Raw genomic sequence first — 18,205 nt, forward strand, 5'->3', positions numbered from 1 at the left:
GGCCCGTGGCACCACCGTCGACGAGCGGGGCGAGCAGGGCGGGAGTTCCCCCGCGCCAGGCGGTGAAGACCGCCGCGACACCGAGGTGGAGCGCGGCGGAACAGGCCAGGAGGAGCGCCAGGCGTCGCGGGGCGTGGACAACAGGGTGTCGCGGGAGAGAGTGAGCGAGTTCTCCGGTTCGTTCAGTCGAGACAGAACTCGTTGCCCTCGACGTCCTGCATCACGATGCACGACTCGTTCTCGTCATCTGCGGGCAGAAGTCGGACACGTACCGCGCCGAGCGCGACCAGTCGTGCGCATTCGGCCTCCAGCGTGGCCAGGCGCTCCTCACCCACGAGTCCGGTGCCGACCCGCACGTCGAGATGCACCCGGTTCTTGGCGGTCTTCCCTTCGGGAACGCGCTGGAAGTACAGTCGCGGGCCGACACCCGAGGGATCACTGCACGCGAACCACGCATCCCGGTCCTCGGGCGGCAGCGAGCCATTGAAATCGTCCCAGGTCGCGAACCCCTCCGGCGGCGGGGGTGCGACGTAGCCCAGCACCTCGCACCAGAAGCGAGCGACCCGCTCGGGTCGTGCGCAGTCGAAGGTGACTTGGAACTTCTTGATCGTTGCCATCGGCCCACCGTAGCAGGGGCATGCTGACGCTCAACTTCCCTTGCGCATCCGCCTGATGAGGTGCGGATGACCCCGGCGAGCCGTCCGGCTGCCGATCTCCGCCCGAGCAGTCACGGCCGGCAGGAGCTCGGGCTCTGCCCACGAGTCCCCGGCACCCCGTGCGCCTGGCGGAGGGCGGGCCCCGGCACGGTACCGGCTGCGCCGGAACTGGACGCGCGGGCCGTCCTGGCACTGCCGGGCCACCGGGCCTGGTGGCTGCCCCGTATCCTGAACCGTGTGGTGTCGCAGGCCGATGTCGAGGGTGAGGCGCTGAGCAGGCATGTCCCGGCCTCCGCGACCGCGCCCGACGCGGCGGTGCGCCGGCTGCCCTGCCGGCCGGGACCGAGCCGGCCATGACGAACCCGGGTGGCGGTGGCCCGCGTCCACGCGGCGCGTGGTGGCGGGAGGGCGCGATCACCGCGACGGCGTTCGCGTTCTGCCTGCTCGGCGGGGTGATCCAGCCCGAGGACACGCTGGCCGCGCCGCCTGCCGCCGCCTACGTCGTCGCCGTGGTGTCGTGTGCCGTGTTGCCCGTGCGGCACCGGGCACCCCTGGCCGCCCTGGCGGCCGCGACCGCGGTCGGCGTGCTGGTGCCGCCCCTGGGCCTCCTGCTCACCCCGCTCATCGTGGCCCCCGCTGTGATCACCGCCTACTCCTACTCGCTCGCCGCGCGCACCGAACGGCGCGCGGCGATCGCGGTGCTGCTCACTTCAGCGGCGCCGGCCGCCTCCGTCCCTCTGTTCGGGGACTTCTCGTGGAAGGACGCGAGCAGGATGGCGGTGGTGGCGGTGTTCCCGCTGGTGGCCGGCGTACTGGGTCACTCGGTGCGGAACCGGCGGGCCTACCTGGCGGCCGTCGAGGAGCGGGCCCGGCGGGCCGAGGAGAGCAGGGACAGCGAGGCGCGCCGGAGGGTGGCCGAGGAACGGGTGCGCATCGCCCGGGAACTGCACGACCTGGTGGCCCATCAGATCACCCTGGCGAACGCACAGGCCGCGGTCGCCGCCCATCTCTTCGACACCCGCCCGGAGCAGACCCGCAAGAGCCTCGATGAGCTCGTCGCGACCACCGCCGACGCGCTCGACGACCTGCGGGCCACGGTCGGTCTGCTGCGTCAGTCCGGGGACGCGGCCACGCCCGGCGAACCGGCGCCCGGGCTGTTCCGGCTTCCTGCGCTCCTCGAGTCCTTCCGCCGCGCGGGGCTGGAGGTGTCGGTGCACCAGGAGGGCACGGCCAGGCCGCTGCCGCCGGGAGTGGACCTCACCGCCTACCGCATCGTCCAGGAGGCCCTGACCAACGTGACGAAACACGCCGGCACCGGTGACGCTCGGGTGCGCCTCGCCTGGAGCCGCGATCGCGTGACCATCACCGTCGCCGACGACGGGCAGGTCTCCCGTACGGCGCCGGCCGCGACCAGGGGGCGTAGCGCGTCCACGGCACCGGGTCGACCGCCCGGTTACGGTCTGATCGGTCTGCGTGAACGTGCCACCGCGGTCGGGGGACACCTCCGCGCGGGCAAGCGCCCGGAGGGTGGCTTCCTCGTCTCCGCCCAGCTGCCCCTCCCACGCGCCAAGGACACCACGCGGAGAACTGACGGTGCACCAGCCATCGAGGGGGCACCGGGCCAGCGGGCGACGGTCGACGCACGGCCGGGCGACGGAGAGGAGGGGGACACGCCGTGACGCTTCGGGTGCTCCTCGCCGATGATCAGGCCCTGCTGCGCGGTGCCTTCCGGATGCTTCTCGACAGCGCCGACGACATCACCGTGGTGGGTGAGGCCGCCGATGGCAGGGAGGCGGTGACACTCACCCGGGAGCTGCGCCCGGACGTGGTGGTCATGGACATCCGTATGCCCGAGGTGGACGGGCTCACCGCCACGTCGGAGATCTGCGCGGACCCGGATCTGCGGGCCACCCGCATTCTGATCCTCACCACGTACGAGACCGACGAGTACGTCGCCCAGGCGCTGCGCGCGGGGGCCGGCGGCTTCATCGGCAAAGGCATCGGGGCCGAGGACCTGTTGGACGCCGTGCGTACGGTGGCGGAGGGCGACACCCTTCTGTCTCCCGCCGCCACCCGCTCCCTGGTGACCCGTTTCCTGGCCACACCGGAGGCAGTCCCGCCGCGCCACTCGGGACAGCTCGCCGCGCTCACCCCGCGCGAACGCGAGATGGTGGCTCTGGTCGCGACCGGCCTGTCCAACCAGGAGATCGCCGGACGGATGTTCCTCAGTCCCTTCACCGTCCGCGCCCACGTGCAGCGCGCCATGACGAAGCTGGAGGCCCGCGACCGGGCGCAACTCGTCGTCATCGCCTACCGGACGGGCTTGGTCCGTGCCGCCCCCGACGGCGGCACGGACCGTCTGTCGTAGTCCGGCACCGGGAGCCCCGTCGGCGGCCCTGCGCGGTCGGCCGAATCAGGTCACGGCGTCGGGGGGGAACGGGGGCAGCGCAAGAGCCGAGTGGGCCGGTCGTGCCGGCGCGGAGGGCATGGTGACGAGGTCACGCAGCATGGTGTTGCGTCGTTCCAGGGCCCGCACCGTGGTGGGGAAGAGCGTGGCCGCACCGTTGCCGACCAGTTCCTGATTCACGGCAACGAACTCGCGCATGTCGCGTTCGTAGCCGGCGAAGGCCGCAGTGTGGTCCCGGTTCGCGGCCAGGGCGTCGGCTAGCATGTAGGCACCGACCAGGGCAAGGCTCGAGCCTTGCCCGGTGAGGAACGAGGGCGCGTACGCGGCGTCGCCGACGAGCGCGACGCGGCCGCTGGACCAGTGGGGCATACGGATCTGACCGGCCGTGTCGAAGAACAGGTCGTCCGCGTCGCGCATGGCGCTGACCATGCCGGGGACCTTCCACCCCGCGCCTGCGAAGACCGACGCGACCAGTTCCCGCTGGGCATCGGGGCTGTGCAGGGCATGGACCGGCGGTTGTGGTTGATGGAAGGCCAGGAAGGCGTGCACCTCGTCACTGTCCTCGACGGCATAGAGGGCCGCGGCTCTCCCCGGGGTGTTCCACAGCACGACCTCGTGGGACAGCCCGAAGGTGTTCGGCACGGTGAATATGGCGAAGCAGTACCCGAGGTAGCGGTGGAACCGTTCCTCGGGGCCGAAGAGGGCCTCCCGGGTGTGCGAGTGGATGCCGTCGGCGCCGACCACCAGGTCGAACGTGCGCCGCTGCCCGCTGTGGAACGTGACGTCGACCCCTTCCTCGGACTGGTCGAGGGTGCCGATGGAATCGCCGAAGAGGAATTCCACGTCGTCGCGGACCATCGCGTGGAGGACCGCGGCCAGATCCCCCCGACGCACCTCGAGGTCCTGTCCCTCGACACCGCCCGCAACGGCACGCGGGGTGAGTGAGGCCACGTCACTGCCATCGGCGTCGAGGAACGTGACGCGGCGCGAGTCGATGTGCGCGTCCCGCAGCCGCGGCAGTATTCCCATCCGCCGGACCACCTCCGTCGCGGTACCGCGGACATCGATCGGGTAGCCACCGCCGCGCGGTGCGCCCGCCTTCTCCACCACGGTGACCGCGCATCCGGAGCGGTGCAGCCAGTACGCCAGCGCGGGTCCGGAGATACTGGCCCCGGAAATCAGAACTGTGCGCTTCGTGGTGGTCCTCACGTCCATCGACGGGCCGTTGGGTGTCATGCCTGGACTCCTTTTTTCGTGAGGCGGACAACGAGCAGTGACAGTGCGGCGACGAGGCCGGCGACGGCGAACCCTGTGACGAAGGCCGATTCGGCCGGCCGGCCCGTCATCGGCTCGGCCCCGGCGTCGAGGATCGCGCCGGCGACCTGGGCACCCAGGGCGACGCCGATCACGCGAGTGACCACGAGCAGGCTGGTGGCGATGCCGACGTCCTTGGTCTCGATGGCCGTGGCGGTACCGGCCAGCAACGCTGTGGTACCGACGCCCGCGGCGAACGCGGTCAGCACCTTCGCGAGGACGAGCTGCCATTCCGCGGTGTGCAGCGCCGCCAGGGCGGTCATCGTGGCCGCCGTGACGACGGTGCCCACGACGACCACGGCACGCGGACCGAATCGCCGCGCCGCGATCCCGCCGACCGAATCGCTCACCGCCCCGGCGATGGCGCCCGGCAGCAGGAACAGCCCGATGTCGGTGGTGCCGGCCCCGAAGCCGTACCCGTCGGCCGATTCCGCGAACAGCTGCGGGAGGAGAAAGAGCACCATCCCGAAGCTGGCGGTCATGACGAAGGTGAGCACGCACGCGCTCCACATCGCAGGCTTCGCCAGCATGCGCAGATCGACCATCGGCGAGGCCGCCCGGCGTTCGACGACGACCCACCCGGTCGCGAGGGCGGCCACGGCCACCGCGATGGCACCGACCGCGAGTGGCGGCACACCGCCGTCCCGCGTCACCGTCACGAGCCCGAGCATGAACGCGAGCAGCGTGGCACTCAGCAGAACCGTGCCGGGCCAGTCGATCCCGTCGTCCGGCTGGACCGGCGGATCATGCGGCAGCAACCGGGTGACGGCCGACGCCGCCGCGATGATCACGATCGTCGGCAGCGCGAACATCCACTGCCATGACAGCCCTTCCGCGATCGGTCCGGCGAACAGCATCCCCATCATGCTGCCGCCCGTGAACAGCGCGACGACCAGCCCGATCGCCGCCTGTGACTCCCCTGTCGTGAGGTGCTTGCGCACCAGGATGAAGGAGAGGGGCAGCGCACCCACCATGACGCCCTGCAAGATCTGCCCGAGCAACAGCACCGGCAGGTTCGGCGCCAAGCCGGCCGTCAGACCACCCACCGAGACCACGGCCATCAGCCGGACCAGCACCCGCTTTCCGCCGTAGCGGTCGCCGAGTTTGCCCGCGACGGGGGTGACGACCGCGCCGGTGACGAGTAATGCGTTACCGATCAGAGCCCCTTCGGCAGGGCTGACCCCCAGCTCACGTTGAAGCAGCGGGAGGGCGGGCTCCACCACGGACTGCAGGGTGCCGAGGGCGAGTGCCAGGACGCCGAGGGCACCGATCGACAGCCACCCGAGGCGGGCCGGGGCGACCCCGGCTTCCGATATGGACGTCCTGTTCACCGGCGCTCCTCCAGCGGGTCGAACGCCTGCGACTCGGTGCCGGGCGCGGAGAGGTACTCTCCCGCCCCGGCCGACGCCATGGCGACGGCGGCCACGGCCGGCACCAGGACACCCCGTCGCGGACCGCCCACGAGCCGGCGCCGCCGGAAGGCCCGCCGTCCGGTCCGGCCAAGGAAAGTCGTCACTGCTGATCACTCCAGACACCACGGGAGAGAGAAATGCGCGAGACCTCGCGCGCCTCCCACACTTCCCTGCGGCGCCCCGGCGGGCATCGTCCTCCGCAGCCGTCCTGGCCTGGTGCGCCCGGACCAGCCGTCCACCTGTCCTGGTGCCTACGCACTACAGGCCGGCCCGGGCCCCCTGCCGTAGCGCGCGGGCCCCGGTGGCGTGACCTTCACGGTCGCAAGGTCAATACTGCCCTCGAGAGGAGAAGTCGCCCCACAACCGACGACCCGCACAACCTGACGTCCCGTCACCGAAGTCGGCTCGGGTCGGCAGCACTACCGCCGGAGTCCGCCCGGAGCCGTCACGGACCATAAAGATCGACAATTAGCTGCATGTGCTCTGACCTCAGAAAACGCAGGTTCAGGACTCGCCTGCTCATCTCGTCAGGAGGTACCCGTGAAGATGCTGATCAACGTCCCGGAAACCGTCGTGTCCGACGCCCTGCGGGGCATGGCCGCCGCGCATCCGGAACTGACCGTCGATGTGGAGAACCGGGTGATCGTGCGGCGGGACGCGCCGGTCTCCGGGAAGGTGGCGCTGCTTTCCGGCGGAGGATCGGGGCATGAGCCGCTGCACGGTGGGTTCGTGGGGCCCGGGATGCTCTCGGCGGCCTGCCCCGGGGAGGTGTTCACCTCGCCGGTGCCCGACCAGATGGTGCGGGCGGCGGCGGCCGTGGACAGCGGTGCAGGAGTGCTGTTCATCGTGAAGAACTACACCGGTGACGTGCTCAACTTCGACATGGCCGCGGAGCTCGCCGAGGACGAGGGCATCCGGGTCGCCAGGGTGCTGGTCGACGACGACGTGGCGGTCACCGACAGCCTGTACACGGCCGGCCGGCGCGGCACCGGTGCCACGCTGTTCGTGGAGAAGATCGCGGGCGCCGCCGCGGAGGAGGGGCAGCCACTGGAGCGAGTGGAGGCGATCGCCCGGCAGGTCAACGACAGCTCCCGCAGCTTCGGCGTGGCCCTCAGCGCCTGTACGACCCCCGCGAAGGGCAGCCCCACCTTCGATCTGCCGCCGGGCGAACTGGAGTTGGGCATCGGCATCCACGGCGAGCCGGGCCGGGAGCGGCGGGCGATGATGACGTCCGGGGAGATCGCCGACTTCGCCGTGCACGCCGTCCTGGAGGACCTGGAGCCGCGCAATCCCGTGCTGGTGCTGGTCAACGGCATGGGCGCGACGCCGCTGCTGGAGCTGTACGGGTTCAACTCGGAGGTGCAGCGCGTGCTGGCGGAGCGCGGGGTCGCCGTGGCCCGTACGCTCGTCGGCAACTATGTGACCTCCCTGGACATGGCGGGCGCCTCCGTCACCCTGTGCCAGGTCGACGAGGAGTTGCTGCGGCTGTGGGACGCGCCGGTGCGCACGCCGGGCCTGCGGTGGGGTATGTGACCCGGCGGCCGACGCATTCATCCGACCCTTCACGCAAGGAGATCCCGTGCTCGACGCCGATTTCTTCCGCCGTTGGATGACGGCGACCGCCGCGTCCGTGGACCGCGAGGCGGAGCGGCTCACGGCCCTCGACTCCCCCATCGGGGACGCCGACCACGGCAGCAACCTGCAACGCGGGTTCGCCGCCGTCACCGAGGTGCTGGACAAGGAGGCCCCGGGCACGCCGGGGGCGGTGCTGACGCTGGCCGGACGGCAGCTGATCTCGACGGTCGGCGGGGCGTCCGGCCCGCTGTACGGCACCCTGCTGCGACGCACCGGCAAGGCGCTCGGCGACGCCGCCGAGGTGACCGAGGAGGACCTGGCCGGGGCGCTGCGTGCGGGGGTGGACGCCGTCATGGCCCTGGGCGGTGCCGCGCCGGGCGACAAGACCATGGTCGACGCGCTGGTGCCGGCGGTGGACGCGCTCGGTGCGGGCTTCGGCGCGGCGCGGGCCGCCGCCGAGCAGGGCGCGGTCGCGACCACGCCGTTGCAGGCCCGCAAGGGGCGGGCGAGTTACCTCGGCGAGCGGAGCATCGGACATCAGGACCCGGGAGCCACCTCGGCGGCGCTGCTGGTCGCTGGACTCGCGGAGGCGGCAGGTGAGTGACGTGACGGACGAGAAGCTCGTGGGGATCGTGCTGGTGTCGCACAGCGCGCAGGTCGCCGCCTCCGTCGCCGACCTCGCACGGGGACTGGCCGGTGGCGGGAAGGCGGTGCCCGTCGCTCCGGCGGGCGGCACCGAGGGCGGGGGGCTGGGCACCAGTGCGGAGTTGATCGCCGCGGCCGCCGCGTCGGTGGACCGGGGCGCCGGTGTCGCGGTGCTCACCGATCTGGGCAGTGCCGTGCTCACCGTGAAGGCGCTGCTCGCCGAGGGCGACGAACTGCCCGGGCACACCCGCCTGGTGGACGCTCCGTTCGTGGAGGGTGCCGTCGCGGCGGTGGTCACGGCAGCCACCGGCGCCGGCCTGGACGCGGTGGCCGCCGCGGCGATGGAGGCGTACGACTACCGCAAGGTGTGAGCCCTGCGGCGGCGGGTCGCCGGGCTCCGCGGTCCCGCCGCCGGCAGCTTCCGTACCCTCGGCGGCCCCGGCGGTCGCCGTCGGGGCCCGCCGCTCCCGTTGCCCGGACCCGCCTCACCTCAACCCCTGCGCCACCACCGCCGGCGTCGCGCGCGGTGCCGTCGTGGGCTCGCCGATGACGGACCGGCATCGCCGTGGACGTCGAGCAGGGCGCTCAGGGCCCGGCGGCGCTCGGACCGCACTTCGCCGGCACGGGGAGGCCGGCGGAAACCGGGGAGCAGGCCGCCGCCGTCCTCCTCGCCTCGGACGCGGTGAGCAACGGCGTGGTGCCGCCCGTGGAGGACGGCTGGTCGGGCGACTGACGCCCCGTCGGCACCGGACCGTGTGCCGAGCCGTGTGCCGGAGGGTCCGATACCGCCTCAGCCGCCGTGTCCAGCCACTTGCGCGCCAGCCGTTCCCCTGCCGCGACGGCGGCGGCGTGGCTCTCCACGGGGGACGCCTGGGAGTCCTTGAAGACGATGTAGGTGACGCCGGAGGCGGTTCCGCCGACGCGCGGGTCGGGGTCGATGCCGAGCTCCTCGGCCGCGGCGTACGACGCCTCGCCGATGGTGTGGCCGGGGCCGACGTCGCCGACGACCGCGTACCGTACCCGGTCGCGGTACACCACCGCCGCGACCGAGCCGCCGCGTACGCCGTGGGCGCGGTGGTCCCAGACCCGGCTCGGGGCCGGTACGACGACGTAGGGCAGCCGTTCGGCGTCGGGATAGCGGCCGTCGGACTGGGTGAAGGCCGCACTGGCGGAGAAGTAGGGGTCGGTGCGGCGGTTGCAGTGGCGGCCGGGGCGGCCGTCGCAGTCGATGTCCATGTCCGCCTTCCAGAACACGGCGTCGCGCGTGCCGCAGACCGGGATGTCCGCGGGCGCGCCGTCGTCGCTGCGGTAGCGCCCGCGGGAGACGGGAGCGCAGTCCCGCGCCCGGGCGAGGAGGTCGGCCGCGCGTACGGCACCCTCGCGCGGGGCGGCCGGCTCGACGCGTGCCCCGGCCGGGTCGGCGGCGGGAGCCGTGGGGGCTGTGGGAGCGGCGGGAGCGGCCGGGGTGGCGGCGCCGGAGCCGGGGACCGTCGTCGGGGCGAGCAGGGTGGCGCTGGCGGCGACCAGCATGAGCGACGGAAGACGCACGGTGGAGGAGCCTCTCGGGGGGCGGCTGACGGGCACTCGGACCCATCTGTGCCCCGGAGAGATGACGTCGGCACCCCGATGGGCCGAGCGGCGCAAGCGTGCGGGACCGGATGGGGGGCCGGGGCCGAGCCCTTGACGGCTGCGGCCAACCGGCCGCCCGCACCGGCGCGGCGCGGGACAGGCGACGCCGGCGGCCCGCGCCGCGGCCAGAACCGCCCTGCCCTCGGGGTGAGTTCGGCTGCCGAAGTGTTCGGCACGAGCGAGCCGCGGCGGCGTCACCCGCGCCCGCCCTCTTGATGTGATCGCGCCAGCCGCGCCATATTGGTCCGGACCATTCGTCGTCCGTCCGGGAGGCCGAGTCGTGCCACGCGTTCCCCTGCCCGCTCTGCTGGTCTGCGGCACGCTGACGCTCGTGGTCTCCTGCGGCTGGAGCCAGGAGGGCGGGGACGGCCCGGCGCCCGGCGCGCCGACCGGAGTCACCGCGGCGGCCGGCAGCGCGACCAGCGTGCACGTGATGTGGAACGCCGTCTCCACGGAGGCGGGCGTCCGCGCCTACGAGGTGTACCGCGGCACCGCCAAGGTCCGCGAGGTGCCCGGCTCCCGGCACATGGTCGACGTCACCCGGCTGCGGCCGTCCACCACCTATGTCTTCACCGTGCGCGCCCGGGACGCCGACGGCCGCCTCGGACCGCCCAGCCGGGAGGTGCGGGCCACCACCTCCGCGGCCGTCGCCGCCGATCGCTCGGCACCCTCCCGGCCGGCCGGGCCGCGAGGGCGCGCGGTCGGGAGCCGGTCGGTCCAGCTCACCTGGGACGCGGCGACGGACGACCGGGGTGTGGTGTCCTACGACATCCACCAGGGCGGCACGAAGATCCACAGTGTGGGCGGCACCCAGACCGGGACGGTCGTCACCGGACTGCGGCCGGGGACCCGCTACACCTTCACGGTCCGGGCCCGGGACGCGGCGGACAACGTCTCCCCGCCGAGCGCCGCCGTCCGGCTCACCACCGCGCCCGGCGACGACGACGGCCGCGGCACCGCACCGACCCGTTTCCGGGCGACGGCCCGCGCCGAGGGCGGTGCCCACTACCTCGACCTCTCCTGGGTGCCACCCCGTGCCGACGGGGTGATCACGGAGTATCAGATCCACCTCGACGGACGGGCGGCCACCTCTCTCGTGTGGGGCGGGACGGCGCCGCGCGAGAAGGCGACGTACAGCTTCTACCTGGGCCGAGAGGACGGCGTACGGCACCGGGTGCGCATCCGCGCCAAGCTGCCGGACGGCACCTGGGGCGGATTCTCGGCGGAGCGCACGGTCACCACGGGCGGGTGACCCCCCGGTCCCGCTCCCGCCCGGCCCGCTGCGGCCAGGCACCGGTACCGCCCGGCTGCGCTCCCGGCGCGCCCTGCTCCCCGACCAGCCCGCCGACGACACCCCGGCGCCGCCCGGTCCGTTCACCCGGACGGTCCCGTCCGTCACCCGCACGGGGGCCGCCCGCAGGCGGGACCCGTCCCGGGGACGTTGGCTGACCCTGAGGCAGCACGGGCGTTCCCCGACCCAGGCGGCGCAAGGGATGTACCGCCAACCGTGCAGCCGGAGGACACTTCCATGCGCAATACTCAGCCACTTCTCCGCTGCGGGCTGGCCGTGGCAGCCGCCGCCGCGCTGCCGCTCGGCCTCGCCGCCCAGCCGGCCGGCGCGGTCTCCGGGATCTCGGTGAGCACCAGCGGCTCCACCGTCTCGGTGACGACCAGCGCCTGCACCCAGGTCGGCGGCAGCTGGGGCAACGCCTCGCTGCTGACCAGCAGCCAGGCGAACTTCGCCCAGGGCCGTCAGACGGCGCTGACCGGCACCGCCAGTCTGCAGTCCGCCGCCTGGTCCAACGTGAGCCCGGGGACGTACACGGTCATCGTGGTGTGCTCCAACGGCAGCACCGCGGGCAGCCAGTCCGTCATCGTCTCCTCGTCCGCGACCCCCACGCCCGCCCCGACGGCCTCGCCCACGCGGGGTGTGATGGGCGGCGTGGGCGGCGGCAGCAAGGACTACGGCACCGTCACGATGGTGGCGGGCGGTGTGCTGGTCGGTGCCGGCGCCATCGCGGCGGGCTGGTTCCTGCGCCGCCGCGGCAGGCCCTACCGGCTCTGATCCGCGGGCAGTTCGGCGAACTCCGCCAGCGCGTGGGTCAGCCACTGGGTCCAGAAGGTCTCCAGGTCGATGCCCGCCCGCAGGACGAGGTGCCGCAGCCGGTCCTGGGCGCTGTCCCGGCCGGGCGGGAAGTCCCGTTGCTCGATCTCCCGGTACTCGGCCAGCTGCCGCCGGTGCAGCTCCAGATGGCGGCGCAGGTCCTCCTGAAGGCCCTCGGTGCCGACCACGGCCCCGGCGCGCAGCCGCAGCAGCAGGGTGTCGCGGAGCGGCTTGGGGTCCTGGGGCGCTGCGGTCCAGCGGGCGAGTTCGGCGCGGCCGGCGGGCAGCACCTCGTAGCTCTTCTTCTGCCCGCGGGCCGGCTGCTCACTGGGCAGCGCCCGGATCAGGCCGTCGGCCTCCAGTTTTCCCAGCTCGCGATAGATCTGCTGATGGGTAGCCGACCAGAAGTAGCCGATCGACTTGTCGAACCGGCGGGTCAGCTCCAGCCCCGAGGAGGGCTTTTCGAGCAGAGCGGTGAGAATCGCGTGCGGGAGTGACATGGGGGCCATCCTAGGGACGGCCCCCGGTCCGGCTCAGAGCGCCGCCGCCAGTTCGGTGCCCTGCTTGATGGCGCGCTTGGCGTCCAGTTCGGCGGCCACGTCGGCGCCGCCGATGAGGTGCGCCGGGCGTCCGGCGGCGATCAGCTCCTCGTACAGGTCGCGGCGCGGCTCCTGGCCGGTGCACAGCACGACGGTGTCGACCTCCAGGACGGTGCTCTCCTCGCCCACGGTGATGTGCAGTCCGGCGTCGTCGATCCGGTCGTAGCGCACGCCGGGGACCATGGTGACGCCGCGGTGCTTCAGCTCGGCCCGGTGGATCCAGCCGGTGGTCTTGCCGAGGCCCGCGCCGACCTTGCTGGTCTTGCGCTGGAGCAGGTGGACGGTGCGCGGCGGGGCGGGCCGCTCGGGGGCGGCGAGGCCACCGGGTGCGGCGTAGTCCATGTCCACGCCCCAGTGACGGAAGTACGTCGCGGGGTCCTCGCTCGCCTTGTCGCCACTGTCGGTGAGGTATTCGGCGACGTCGAAGCCGATGCCGCCGGCGCCGAGGACGGCGACGCGCTCGCCGACGGGGGCGCGGTCGCGCAGCACGTCGAGGTAGCCGACGACGCTCGGGTGGTCGACGCCGGGGATGTCGGGGGTGCGCGGGCTGACGCCGGTGGCCACCACGACCTCGTCGTAGTCGGCGAGGTCCGTGGCGTCCACCCAGGTGTTCAGCCGCACGTCGACGCCGTGGGCGTCGAGCTGGTGGCGGAAGTAGCGCAGGGTCTCGTCGAACTCCTGCTTGCCGGGGACCTGGCGGGCCACGTTGAGCTGGCCGCCGATCTCCGCGGCGGCGTCGAACAGGGTGACCGCGTGGCCGCGTTCGGCCGCCGTGACCGCGCACGCGAGACCGGCCGGTCCGGCACCGACGACGGCGACGCGCTTGCGCAGCCGGGTCGGGGAGAGCACCAGCTCGGTCTCGTGGCAGGCGCGCGGGTTGACCAGGCAGGAGGTGATCTTGCCGCTGAAGGTGTGGTCCAGGCAGGCCTGGTTGCAGCCGATGCAGGTGTTGATGGCCTCGGGGGTGCCGGCGGCGGCCTTGTTCACGAACTCGGGGTCGGCGAGCATCGGGCGGGCCATGGAGACCATGTCGGCGGTGCCGTCGGCGAGCAGCTGCTCGGCGAGTTCGGGGGTGTTGATGCGGTTGGTGGTGACGAGCGGGACGGAGACCTCGCCCATCAGCCGCTTGGTCACCCAGGTGTAGGCGCCGCGCGGCACGGAGGTGGCGATGGTGGGGATGCGGGCCTCGTGCCAGCCGATGCCGGTGTTGATGATGGTCGCCCCAGCCTCCTCGACGGCCTTGGCGAGGGTGACCACCTCGTCCAGGGTGGAGCCGCCGGGCACCAGGTCCAGCATGGACAGCCGGTAGACGACGATGAAGTCCTCGCCGACCGCCTCGCGCACCCGGCGGACGATCTCCACGGGGAAGCGCATGCGGTTCTCGTAGGAGCCGCCCCAGCGGTCGGTGCGGTGGTTGGTGGGCGCGGCGATGAACTCGTTGATGAGGTAGCCCTCGGAGCCCATGATCTCGACGCCGTCGTAGCCGGCCTGGCGGGCCAGGCGGGCGGTGCGGGCGTAGTCGTCGATGGTCCGCTCGACCTCGGCGTCGGTCAGCTCGCGCGGCGGGAAGGGGCTGATCGGGGCCTGGAGCGGGCTCGGCGCGACCAGGTCGCGGTGGTAGGCGTAGCGCCCGAAGTGGAGGATCTGGAGCGCGATCCGGCCGCCCTCGCGGTGCACGGCCTCGGTGATGACCCGGTGCTGCTCGGCCTCCGCGTCGGTGGTGAGCTTGGCGCCGCCCTCGTACGGCCGCCCCTCGTCGTTGGGCGCGATGCCGCCGGTGACGATCAGGCCCACTCCCCCGCGGGCGCGCTCGGCGTAGAAGGCCGCCATGCGCGCGAAGCCGCCCTCGGCCTCTTCCAGGCCGACGTGCATGGAGCCCATCAGGACGCGGTTGGGCAGGGTGGTGAAGCCCAGGTCGAGCGGGCTCAGCAGGTGCGGGTAACGGCTCATCGACGCCTCCGTGCGCGGTGTGGTGCCCTGTAGTTGTAGAGGACCGCGCATCGGTTGTGCAACTAGTTGCACAACCGAAGGGCAAGACGTGACGGGTCGCACAGCCCATCGGGGCAGGACGTCGTCGGGGCACGACGGGGGGCGGTCACCGGTCGCGCCGGTGACCGCCCCTCGACGGCGTGGATCAGCGGCTCTCGAGAACCAGATGCAGTTCGCGCTCCTGGTCACCGGAGGCCGTGCTCTGGTCGTGGACCGTGAACAGCGAGTCCAGGGTCGTACGGAACCGGTCGATCGCCCAGTAGCCACCCTGGACGTCGGCCGTCACCGGGGCCGAGAGCCGGGCGGGGCGGGCGCCCTCGTGGGGCTCGGACACGTCGAAGGTGCCGAGCCAGACCATCGGACGCGACTCGTGCCACTGCTCGGGCACGTCGTCCTCGCACCGGTCGGACGCGAAACTCGCGCACAGGGTGTCGAAGACCACCCGGGCGTCTTCCTTGCTGCACCCGCTGATCTCCACGGAGACGGACTCCGGGTGCGACCGTTCGCCGTTCATGGTGACCGCTCCTCTCATGGCAGTGCCGGGGATGCGCGAGTGCCCCGCGCGGCCGCCCGCACTCCTCACCTCAGGAAAGCACCAGCCCCGGCGGAGCACCACCGGCGGCTCCCTTCGGGTACGAACCCGCCTTGTGTGGGACATAACGCCTGTCGTACACCGCGCCCGGGTGATTCTTCCGGCCGGTCGGGCCATGTCGGGGGATGGTGGAGTAGGGCGGGGTGGCGTAAGAGAGATGGTTGAGCGCAGGACGACATGGGGAGTCGGCACGGGGCGGGCGTGCCGAGGCGAAGGCGGTGCGTGGGATGAGTGCGACCGGGCCACCGGCGGCCGGCGGAGCCGGGCCGGACCGCGAGGCGGGACGGCCCGGCGGGCCGGACCGCGGCGCGGAACGCCCCAGCGGACTGCTGGACGTGCTGGGCGTCGCCTCGGTGGTCCTCGACGCCGAGGGCCGCATCGTGCTGTGGAGCCCGCAGGCCGAGGAACTGTTCGGCTATCCGGCCGACGAGGCGCTGGGCCAGTACGCGGCCCGGCTGATGGTGCACGAGCAGCACCTCGACCTGGTGATCGAACTGTTCGCGGACGTGATGGCCACGGGCCAGAGCTGGGCGGGAGCCTTCCCCGTGCGGCACAAGGACGGCAGCACCCGGCTGGTGGAGTTCCGCAACATGCGGCTGCTGGACGTCCGGGGCGACGTCTACGCCCTCGGTCTCGCCGCCGACCAGTCGACCGTGCGCCGGCTGGAGCGGGACGTGGCGCTGTCGTCCCGGATGGTGACGCAGTCGCCGATCGGACTGGCCGTGCTGGACACCGGGCTGCGCTATGTCTCCGTGAACCCGGCGCTGGAGCGGATCGACGGCCTCCGGGCCGAGGAGCACCTGGGCCGCACGGTGCACCAGGTGCTGCCGAAGATGGACCCCGACGCACTGGAGTCGGCGGCACGCCGTGTGATGGATACCGGCCGGTCGGTCGTCGACCGGACCTCGGTCGGGCGCACCCCCGCCGACCCCGACGAGGACCACGTCTGGTCCGTCTCGCTGTACCGGCTGGAGGACGCGTTCAACACCGTGCTGGGCGTGGCACTGTCGGTGGTGGACGTCACCGAGCAGCACCGGGCGGGCGTGGAGGCGGAGACGGCCCGGCGCCGGCTCGCCCTGATCGCCGACGCCTCCACCCGGATCGGCACCACCCTGGACCTGGAACTGACCGCCCGCGAACTGGCCGAGGTCGCGGTACCGGAACTGGCCGACGTGGCGGCCGTGGATCTGCTCGCGGCGGTGGTGGAGGGGCGGCGCAGCAGTCTCGGCCCGGCCGAGGCCGCGGTCATCCGGGCCCTCGCGGTACGCGCGGAGAATTCACCGGACGCGCTGACGGCCGCGGACCCGCCGGGGCAGGTGGCCCGCTACGGGCCCGACCGGCTCGTCACCCAGTGCGTGCGCACGGGCCGGCCGGTGCTGGTGCCGCAGGTCAAGGACGGGGACCTGCCCCGGATCGCGCGCTCACCGGAGGCGGCCGTGCTGCTCGGCCGGGCGGGCGTCCACTCGTATCTTGCCGTGCCGCTGATCGCCCGGGGCGAGGTGCTGGGCGCCCTGGACCTGAAGCGGACCGGCAACCCCGTGCCGTTCGGCCAGGACGACCTGCTGCTGGCCCGGGAACTGGCGGCCCGGGCGGCGGTGCAGATCGACAACGCGCGCTGGTACCAGAACGCCCGCGACACCGCCCTCGCCCTCCAGCGCAGCCTGCTGCCCAGCCATCCGCCGGTCACCGGCGGCCTGGAGGTCGCCTCCCGCTACCAGCCCGCCGGGGCCACCACCGAGGTCGGCGGCGACTGGTTCGACGTGATCCCACTGGAGGACGGCAAGACAGCGCTGGTCGTCGGGGATGTGATGGGCAGCGGGATCAACGCCGCCGCGACCATGGGCCGGCTGCGCACCGCCACCAACACGCTGGCCGTGCTCGGCCTCGACCCGGCCCGGCTGCTGGAGCACCTGGACCGGATCACGGAAGGCCTGGACCACTCCATCGCCACCTGCCTGTACGCCGTCCACGATCCCCGGCGGCGGCAGTGCCGGATCGCCAACGCCGGGCACCTGCCGCCCGTCCGGGTGCGCGCCGGGCGCGGGCCGGAGCTGCTGGACCTGCCGACCGGGGCACCGCTGGGCGTGGGCGGGGTCGCCTTCGCGACCACGGAGTTCGGCCTGGATCCGGGTGACCAGCTGGTGCTCTACACGGACGGCCTGGTCGAGACCCGCCGGCACTCCCTCGACGAACGCCTCGGCACCCTGCTGAGCCTGCTCGACGGTCCGGCCCGCCCGCTGGACGAGATCTGCGATCTGCTGCTGCGCACCCTGCACCACTCCGACAACCACGACGACGTGGCCGTCCTCATCGCCCGCGTCCGTGCCGACACCTGAGAATCCGACAGCGATGGCCGGGCCGGGGGCCGCCGGCACTCACCGCCCGCGGCGCGCGCCGCCTTCCGCCGGATCCGCCTCGCCCCCGGCCACTCCCACTCGTCAGCGACAGCGACAGCGACAGCGACAGCGACAGTCCGCACCTACCTGTTCCGTCCCTCGGAGGACACCGGGCGGCCCGTGAACGCGTCCAGCAGCAGCCGGTCGCCGAGCGGCCGGCCGAGCTTCACCGTGACGTCCTCGGCCTGGAGCCGGGCGGTGCAGGGTCCGTCGTCGGTCCCGACGACGGACGCGGACAGCACCACACTGCCCGCCGTCTCCAGCACATGGACGGCGGGCCCGTCGTCGCAGTCGCCGTGTCCGGCGACGACGGTGACGGACCGCCCGTCCCCGGCGACTCCGGCGAGCCCGAGCAGGGGGCCCAGCTCGTCGGCCGGGGTGTCCCGGGCCGGCCCGATCGGCGGCCTCGGCAGCTCGGACGGGCTGAGCGCGGCCACCCTGAGGGGGGTCTCGTAGCCCTCCAAGGTGAACAGCCAGGCCGGTACGGTCGCCGGTCCGCGGCTGGTGGCCAGTGTCATCTCGCCGAGCTTCGCCCCGGTCACGGTGAGCGGTGCGGGGCCGTCGGCGCGGTCCAGGGCCGCGTACGCCTCCCGGGCGCCCGTGAGCGGCAGGGTGAGCGAGCCGCCGCTCTCCCACTCCACCGCGCCCTCCCTGCGCCCCAGCTCGGGGAGTTCCCCGCGCAGGGCGAAGTTGCGGGCGCCGTACGCCTCCTTGTCGGCCTCGTCGTGGAAGGCGTCCGCGGGGAGGCGGACCGTGTCCTCCAGCGGGTAGTGGCCCGCGCGCCAGACCTCGGCGGCTCGCGAGCCGTCCCAGGCCTCGGCGACCTGCCGGGCGCGGGCGGCGGCCCCCGCGGCCTGGCCACCCTCGCCCGCCCGGGGGCCGGCGGG

At 73.3% G+C, this 18,205-nt stretch carries 16 protein-coding genes and 1 pseudogene; 8 read left to right on the forward strand and 9 right to left on the reverse strand.

Annotated elements, in window-relative coordinates:
* Window positions 1-182 precede the first annotated feature (182 nt).
* Window positions 183-617, reverse strand: coding sequence for a VOC family protein (locus tag CCN42_RS07990; RefSeq protein WP_086734091.1), 435 nt, complete (start codon window positions 615-617; stop codon window positions 183-185).
* Window positions 618-1,009: 392 nt separating this feature from the next.
* On the opposite strand from CCN42_RS07990, the gene CCN42_RS08000 reads away from it, so the two are divergent.
* Window positions 1,010-2,335, forward strand: coding sequence for a sensor histidine kinase (locus CCN42_RS08000; protein WP_086734095.1), 1,326 nt, complete (start codon window positions 1,010-1,012; stop codon window positions 2,333-2,335).
* The gene (locus CCN42_RS08005) at window positions 2,332-3,024 is read left to right on the forward strand and encodes a response regulator transcription factor (RefSeq protein WP_086734097.1); all 693 of its coding nucleotides are present in this window, start codon (window positions 2,332-2,334) and stop codon (window positions 3,022-3,024) included. The genes CCN42_RS08000 and CCN42_RS08005 overlap by 4 nt, the downstream gene beginning before the upstream one ends.
* A 45-nt stretch (window positions 3,025-3,069) precedes the next feature.
* Here CCN42_RS08005 and CCN42_RS08010 read toward each other — a convergent pair whose 3' ends face one another.
* Genes CCN42_RS08010 through CCN42_RS08020 form a run of 3 tightly spaced genes read right to left on the reverse strand, consistent with a single transcriptional unit; the run spans window position 3,070 to window position 5,893 of the window.
* Window positions 3,070-4,299: an FAD-dependent monooxygenase gene (locus CCN42_RS08010; protein WP_086734099.1), complete on the reverse strand. Its 1,230-nt coding sequence runs from the start codon at window positions 4,297-4,299 to the stop codon at window positions 3,070-3,072.
* Window positions 4,296-5,708, reverse strand: coding sequence for an MFS transporter (locus CCN42_RS08015; protein WP_245877194.1), 1,413 nt, complete (start codon window positions 5,706-5,708; stop codon window positions 4,296-4,298). The genes CCN42_RS08010 and CCN42_RS08015 overlap by 4 nt, the downstream gene beginning before the upstream one ends.
* Window positions 5,705-5,893 (reverse strand): hypothetical protein, encoded by a 189-nt coding sequence (locus CCN42_RS08020; protein ID WP_211294651.1) that lies wholly within the window; start codon window positions 5,891-5,893, stop codon window positions 5,705-5,707. The genes CCN42_RS08015 and CCN42_RS08020 overlap by 4 nt, the downstream gene beginning before the upstream one ends.
* Window positions 5,894-6,329: 436 nt before the next feature.
* Between CCN42_RS08020 and dhaK the strand changes: the two genes are divergently transcribed.
* From dhaK to CCN42_RS08035, 3 genes are read left to right on the forward strand one after another with little or no spacing between them, the layout of a single operon-like run.
* On the forward strand, window positions 6,330-7,322 hold the full coding sequence (gene dhaK, locus CCN42_RS08025; RefSeq protein WP_086734101.1) for a dihydroxyacetone kinase subunit DhaK: 993 nt from the start codon (window positions 6,330-6,332) through the stop codon (window positions 7,320-7,322).
* Between the two features lie 46 nt (window positions 7,323-7,368).
* A complete protein-coding gene (dhaL, locus tag CCN42_RS08030; protein ID WP_086734103.1) occupies window positions 7,369-7,968 on the forward strand; it encodes a dihydroxyacetone kinase subunit DhaL in 600 nt (199 codons plus the stop codon).
* A 1-nt stretch (window position 7,969) separates the two neighbouring features.
* On the forward strand, window positions 7,970-8,380 hold the full coding sequence (locus CCN42_RS08035) for a PTS-dependent dihydroxyacetone kinase phosphotransferase subunit DhaM (protein WP_086734105.1): 411 nt from the start codon (window positions 7,970-7,972) through the stop codon (window positions 8,378-8,380).
* Window positions 8,381-8,810: 430 nt separating this feature from the next.
* Here the strand turns inward: CCN42_RS08035 and CCN42_RS08040 are convergent.
* Window positions 8,811-9,557: pseudogene (locus CCN42_RS08040) on the reverse strand (glycoside hydrolase family 75 protein); the annotation flags it as partial.
* 361 nt (window positions 9,558-9,918) lie between these two features.
* Between CCN42_RS08040 and CCN42_RS08045 the strand changes: the two are divergent.
* Both CCN42_RS08045 and CCN42_RS08050 read left to right on the forward strand, forming a co-directional pair.
* The gene (locus CCN42_RS08045) at window positions 9,919-10,890 is read left to right on the forward strand and encodes a fibronectin type III domain-containing protein (protein ID WP_086734107.1); all 972 of its coding nucleotides are present in this window, start codon (window positions 9,919-9,921) and stop codon (window positions 10,888-10,890) included.
* 276 nt (window positions 10,891-11,166) lie between these two features.
* Window positions 11,167-11,703 carry a hypothetical protein gene (locus tag CCN42_RS08050; RefSeq protein WP_086734109.1) on the forward strand — a complete coding sequence of 179 codons (537 nt, stop codon included), beginning with the start codon at window positions 11,167-11,169 and terminating at the stop codon, window positions 11,701-11,703.
* Here CCN42_RS08050 and CCN42_RS08055 read toward each other — a convergent pair.
* The 3 genes from CCN42_RS08055 to CCN42_RS08065 all read right to left on the reverse strand — a co-directional run bounded on the left by CCN42_RS08055 (window position 11,691) and on the right by CCN42_RS08065 (window position 14,844).
* Window positions 11,691-12,242, reverse strand: coding sequence for a PadR family transcriptional regulator (locus CCN42_RS08055; RefSeq protein WP_086734111.1), 552 nt, complete (start codon window positions 12,240-12,242; stop codon window positions 11,691-11,693). The genes CCN42_RS08050 and CCN42_RS08055 overlap by 13 nt on opposite strands.
* 33 nt (window positions 12,243-12,275) lie before the next feature.
* Window positions 12,276-14,291, reverse strand: coding sequence for an NADPH-dependent 2,4-dienoyl-CoA reductase (locus CCN42_RS08060; protein WP_086734113.1), 2,016 nt, complete (start codon window positions 14,289-14,291; stop codon window positions 12,276-12,278).
* A gap of 184 nt (window positions 14,292-14,475) precedes the next feature.
* Window positions 14,476-14,844: a hypothetical protein gene (locus CCN42_RS08065; protein ID WP_086173532.1), complete on the reverse strand. Its 369-nt coding sequence runs from the start codon at window positions 14,842-14,844 to the stop codon at window positions 14,476-14,478.
* A gap of 305 nt (window positions 14,845-15,149) precedes the next feature.
* Between CCN42_RS08065 and CCN42_RS08070 the strand changes: the two genes are divergently transcribed.
* Entirely contained in the window at window positions 15,150-17,258 is a 2,109-nt protein-coding gene (locus CCN42_RS08070; RefSeq protein ID WP_086734115.1) for a SpoIIE family protein phosphatase, read from the forward strand.
* A 143-nt stretch (window positions 17,259-17,401) separates the two neighbouring features.
* Here CCN42_RS08070 and CCN42_RS08075 read toward each other — a convergent pair.
* The coding region (locus CCN42_RS08075) for a hypothetical protein (RefSeq protein WP_086734117.1) at window positions 17,402-18,205 on the reverse strand (804 nt) is incomplete at its 5' end.

This window comes from Streptomyces glaucescens (assembly GCF_002154375.1).
Classification (GTDB): Bacteria; Actinomycetota; Actinomycetes; order Streptomycetales; family Streptomycetaceae; genus Streptomyces; species Streptomyces glaucescens.

What these genes read in the sequence shown, in the direction of transcription:
- CCN42_RS07990 (WP_086734091.1), bottom strand. Translation starts at nt 617, where the DNA reads ATGGCAACGATCAAGAAGTTCCAAGTCACCTTCGACTGCGCACGACCC.
- CCN42_RS08000 (WP_086734095.1), top strand. Translation starts at nt 1,010, where the DNA reads ATGACGAACCCGGGTGGCGGTGGCCCGCGTCCACGCGGCGCGTGGTGG.
- CCN42_RS08010 (WP_086734099.1), bottom strand. Translation starts at nt 4,299, where the DNA reads ATGACACCCAACGGCCCGTCGATGGACGTGAGGACCACCACGAAGCGC.
- CCN42_RS08050 (WP_086734109.1), top strand. Translation starts at nt 11,167, where the DNA reads ATGCGCAATACTCAGCCACTTCTCCGCTGCGGGCTGGCCGTGGCAGCC.
- CCN42_RS08055 (WP_086734111.1), bottom strand. Translation starts at nt 12,242, where the DNA reads ATGTCACTCCCGCACGCGATTCTCACCGCTCTGCTCGAAAAGCCCTCC.
- CCN42_RS08060 (WP_086734113.1), bottom strand. Translation starts at nt 14,291, where the DNA reads ATGAGCCGTTACCCGCACCTGCTGAGCCCGCTCGACCTGGGCTTCACC.
- CCN42_RS08065 (WP_086173532.1), bottom strand. Translation starts at nt 14,844, where the DNA reads ATGAACGGCGAACGGTCGCACCCGGAGTCCGTCTCCGTGGAGATCAGC.
- CCN42_RS08070 (WP_086734115.1), top strand. Translation starts at nt 15,150, where the DNA reads ATGAGTGCGACCGGGCCACCGGCGGCCGGCGGAGCCGGGCCGGACCGC.